Here is a 4,029-nt window from a genome sequence, read left to right on the forward strand (position 1 = left end):
ATACTGAGTACATCAGGAGGACGGTATGATGAGAATGGGAATCTTGGGTGCTGGAAACATCGCCCGTAAGATGGCTGCAACGATAGCTGAGATGGAACAGGTGGAAGCCTATGCTGTTGCATCCAGAGACCTACAGAAAGCGCGTGACTTTGCAAAGAAGTGGAATGTTCGTAAAGCGTACGGTTCCTATGAGGAAATGCTGGGTGACCCCGATGTTGATCTGGTATATGTTTGCACCCCACACTCCTTGCACTATGAACATATGATGCTCTCCTTGGAGCATGGGAAACCTGTACTTGGCGAAAAGGCTTTCACGATGAATGCAAAACAAGCCAGGGAAGTCATAGCTCTTGGGAAAAAGAAAAAGCTTCTGGTAGCTGAGGCAATTTGGACACGATATTTACCTATGCGTTTGGTTCTTGAACAGATTCTTGAACGCAGGGTAATCGGTGAACCACATTCACTTACTGCAAATCTCTGTTATCCCATCAAGGGCGTAAAACGCATGATGGACCCGGAGCTTGCTGGAGGTGCTCTTCTGGATCTGGGAGTGTACCCTATCAACTTTGCCATGATGGTGTTTGGAAATGAGATTGAGTCCATTGAATCTTCCTGCATCAAGACTGACAGTGGTGTTGATGAGTCCAACTCCATCACCCTTTCGTTCAAGGGTGGCAAGATGGCAATCCTTCACTCTTCCATGCTGAGTACCAGTGACAGACGTGGTGCTATATTCGGTAGCAGGGGGTTTATTGAGTTCCTCAACATCAATAACTGTGAAGGGATCAATGTATACGACCGTGATTACAACCTGGTTGAGACCTATAAGCCTTTCAAGAACATCACAGGGTTCGAACATCAGGTTGAAGCATGCAGGAAGGCACTTGAGGAGGGCGAAATTGAGCTTAAACAGATGCCTCACAGTGAAATCATCAAGGTAATGGAAGTAATGGATACCCTGAGAAACCAATGGGGTGTACACTTCCCGGGAGAATGAACATATGGAACTTTCACAACAAATTGCATTGGTAGAAAGCCAGGAAGAACTGCTTCAGTTCGATCATTTCTCAAACCGTGATGCATGGGAACTGGGAAAAATCTTTGCCGAGGAAGCTTTGGGCAAAGAGATTCCCATCGCCATATGCATCAGGACAATGAGTGGCAAGACACTGTTTCATTTTACCGCTGAAGGTTCAAATCGTGGCTCACAGGACTGGATCGACAGAAAGTTCAATACGGTCCAGCACTTTGAAACCAGTACGTTGGCATACTCATTATTCCTGAAGAAACGAGGGAAGACGTTGAGTGAACGGGGTTTGGATCCAACCAGGTTTGTGGATTGTGGAGGAGGATTTCCCATTGTTGTCCGATCAGCTGGATTGGTAGGGGCTGTAATGGTAAGCGGCCTTACCGACCTTGAGGATCATGATGTACTGGTTAGATGCATCAGCAGGTATCTGGGTGTGGAAAATGTTCCTCACTACCCTACGAAAAATCCTTGAGTAGATGCATGTAATAGCGTTCCTCAATACGTTCTTGGGGAACACCAAATAGTGATAGTACTTCGAGCAGACGGGTCCTGGCATACGGGACCTGTTCTGCTGTCTCCAGAACAAATTCCATTTCCAAAAACCATCCCAACGAAGCTATTTCTACCAGTTCTATGTGGAGTGGCGAGAGTGTTTCATCAACCATCCAATCATAGGAGTACCCTCGCTTGGTCTTCCTGATATACACCTCATATCCAAGACTGAGGAAGAAAGCATGGGCCCACTCAGCCTGGTCCGAGGAGGAGAGGAACTCCACCTCTTCATTGACCTCGATCCCATCCTTCAGGCTCTTATATTTTCTCGTGAAACGAACATTCCCAGAAAGCTCATGGAAAGAGGGCCCAAACCGTTCCATCCTAAGACGGAAAAGTGGGTCCTCCCCTTCCTTTGCATAGTAGATATCATCCTTCTCTTCGCAACATGCATCAACAATTCCAGTGCGTTGTTCAATGTCATGCTTAAGCGTGATGGGGTCATCTACATGGGCTTTTAGTTCAACTTCATAGGACATGTCAGTCTTTCCAAGGGAAAATCATATTCTTCAAGGAACGGTGTCCAACGCTCTCGCGTTCTTCATAGAGCAGTTCATCCCAAGGAATGTGTTTTCTGTCTGCTTCCGGTTCTTCTTCAAGATAGTCATACTTGTACATCATCAGTTTGACAGCATCACTGCTGGCAAGCAACATACCGGTCACTCCAGGGGCAAGGCCTGCTAGAAGTGCTGATAACGCAAAATTCACTATCTGGTACACTGCAAAAAACAAAGTGAAGAAGAGATTATCAAACACAATAAGAAAACTCTTTTTCAGTGTCTTGATTGGACGGTCCCCAGGCATTGAACGAAAGAGTGCCCAATAATACAGAAGAGCGAAGCTCAACCCCATGAACAACCAGAAAAGGATGACACTGAGCAGGGTTCCTACCGCATTGCCATAGCTCAGGTAAAAGGGAATGACAAACAGGATAAGTGAGACATCCAGCACGGAAAGCAGCCAGTAAAAAAGACTATGCCTCCATGAATCCCTGATTCCCTGCTTGAATCCTTCCCAGCCAGGCCGTTCGTATTTTGCGTATGCCCAGGTAGAGGCTGAAGTGCCAGCAGTGAAGAAGGCAAACAGACCTACCGAGAGAATCATGGCAGCTACGGATAGCAATCCATTCATTTCCATAAGGCTCATGCTTCCCATGAAGGCAAGCAAGATTAGGAGGAACCCAAGGTTGTGGACAACCATCGAAATGAGGTTGTCCCAGCCATCGAAAAACGCTTTTTTAATGAAGAATCCAGTCATGCTACAAGAGTACTCATACGATTGCAGGAAAGCAAGAGGTTTTAGAAGGAGGTTTCATCCGGGTTCTGTGTTGGTCCACAGATATTCTCCATTTCATTGAGCTTTGTCATTTGTTCTTCATTCAACGTGAAATCAAAGATATCCTTGTTCTGGAGAATAGAGGAAGGTGTAACTGATTTGGGAAGCACTACATGTCCTCTCTGGACATCATAACGAAGACATACCTGAGCGGGACTCTTCCCTACCTCTTCAGCAATGCTCTTGATCAGGGGACTGCTGAGCAGGCCACCGGTGCCTAATGGGCTGTAAGCTTCCAGTACCATTCCCTTGTCCTTGCAATATTGCACCAACTTGTGCTGTTGTTCACCAGCATAGAGACGGATCTGATTGACCTGCGGTTTGATCTCAGCCCTCTCGAGCAATGATTCAATATGATGTTCACGGAAATTGCTGATACCGATGCTCTTGATCAGACCTTGCATTACAAACTCCTCCATTGCCTTCCAACTCCCTCTATTGGCATCCTGCCAATGCGAGCGTGATGCAATGGGATTTGGCCAATGGATCAAATACAGATCAACATAGTCAGTATCCAGTTTTCTTAAGCTTTCCAGGAATGCTTCCCTTGTCTGTTCATAGCCATGGTCATTGTTGTGTAGCTTGGTGGTTAGGAAAATCTCTTCCCGCTCAATCCCGCTCTCACGTATTGCGCGTCCAACACTTTCCTCATTGCCATAGGCAGCTGCTGTATCTATATGGCGATATCCTACCTCGAGTGCGTAGCGAACACTCTCATATGCTGCTTTTCCTTCAGGGATCTGCCAAGTGCCAAATCCAAGTTGCGGGATCTCAAGATTGTTGTTCATCGTAACTGTCTGCATAGTACCTCCTGTTAATTCAAGAAGAAGTCCAAAATATTCCAACCTGTCTGTTCATTTTGTTTGAACAATTCAGTGTACCCACAATTGGTACAGGTGACGGTAATGAACCGTTTGTTTTGGACATCGAAAATCTTGGCAAAATTGCCACCCGTTGCCTGGAACCGGTCGCTCTCATAGTGAGTGCCGCCACATTTTGGACATACATATCGTTTCTTTTCCATGAACTTAAGCATATCATGGTTTTCCCCAACCAAAAAGTGACAAAAACCCTCTTGACTAACTGTTTGGGCATTGGCTATAGTGTGGTAG

At 46.0% G+C, this 4,029-nt stretch carries 6 protein-coding genes; 2 read left to right on the forward strand and 4 right to left on the reverse strand.

Going from position 1 to position 4,029, the window contains the following annotated elements:
* The first annotated feature begins 25 nt into the window (after positions 1-25).
* Both JF818_RS00520 and JF818_RS00525 read left to right on the forward strand, forming a co-directional pair.
* On the forward strand, positions 26-997 hold the full coding sequence (locus tag JF818_RS00520; RefSeq protein ID WP_233065253.1) for a Gfo/Idh/MocA family protein: 972 nt from the start codon (positions 26-28) through the stop codon (positions 995-997).
* Positions 998-1,001: 4 nt separating this feature from the next.
* On the forward strand, positions 1,002-1,502 hold the full coding sequence (locus JF818_RS00525) for a heme-degrading domain-containing protein (protein ID WP_198890047.1): 501 nt from the start codon (positions 1,002-1,004) through the stop codon (positions 1,500-1,502).
* On the opposite strand, the gene JF818_RS00530 is transcribed toward JF818_RS00525, so the two are convergent.
* From JF818_RS00530 to JF818_RS00545, 4 genes are all read right to left on the reverse strand, one after another.
* Complete coding sequence (locus tag JF818_RS00530; RefSeq protein WP_198890048.1) at positions 1,486-2,061, reverse strand: CYTH domain-containing protein; 576 nt, start codon at positions 2,059-2,061, stop codon at positions 1,486-1,488. The genes JF818_RS00525 and JF818_RS00530 overlap by 17 nt on opposite strands.
* Before the next feature lies 1 nt (position 2,062).
* Complete coding sequence (locus JF818_RS00535) at positions 2,063-2,839, reverse strand: hypothetical protein (RefSeq protein ID WP_198890049.1); 777 nt, start codon at positions 2,837-2,839, stop codon at positions 2,063-2,065.
* A gap of 41 nt (positions 2,840-2,880) precedes the next feature.
* Positions 2,881-3,720: an aldo/keto reductase gene (locus tag JF818_RS00540; RefSeq protein WP_198890050.1), complete on the reverse strand. Its 840-nt coding sequence runs from the start codon at positions 3,718-3,720 to the stop codon at positions 2,881-2,883.
* Positions 3,721-3,731: 11 nt separating this feature from the next.
* The coding region (locus JF818_RS00545) for a zinc ribbon domain-containing protein (protein ID WP_233065256.1) at positions 3,732-4,029 on the reverse strand (298 nt) is incomplete at its 5' end.

Origin of the sequence: Sphaerochaeta sp. S2, from assembly GCF_016406725.1 — a bacterium.
Lineage (GTDB): Bacteria > Spirochaetota > Spirochaetia > Sphaerochaetales > Sphaerochaetaceae > Sphaerochaeta.

Bases quoted from the DNA above. Each gene is read 5' to 3' on its own strand.
- JF818_RS00520 (WP_233065253.1), top strand. From the start codon at position 26: ATGATGAGAATGGGAATCTTGGGTGCTGGAAACATCGCCCGTAAGATG.
- JF818_RS00525 (WP_198890047.1), top strand. From the start codon at position 1,002: ATGGAACTTTCACAACAAATTGCATTGGTAGAAAGCCAGGAAGAACTG.
- JF818_RS00530 (WP_198890048.1), bottom strand. From the start codon at position 2,061: ATGTCCTATGAAGTTGAACTAAAAGCCCATGTAGATGACCCCATCACG.
- JF818_RS00535 (WP_198890049.1), bottom strand. From the start codon at position 2,839: ATGACTGGATTCTTCATTAAAAAAGCGTTTTTCGATGGCTGGGACAAC.
- JF818_RS00540 (WP_198890050.1), bottom strand. From the start codon at position 3,720: ATGCAGACAGTTACGATGAACAACAATCTTGAGATCCCGCAACTTGGA.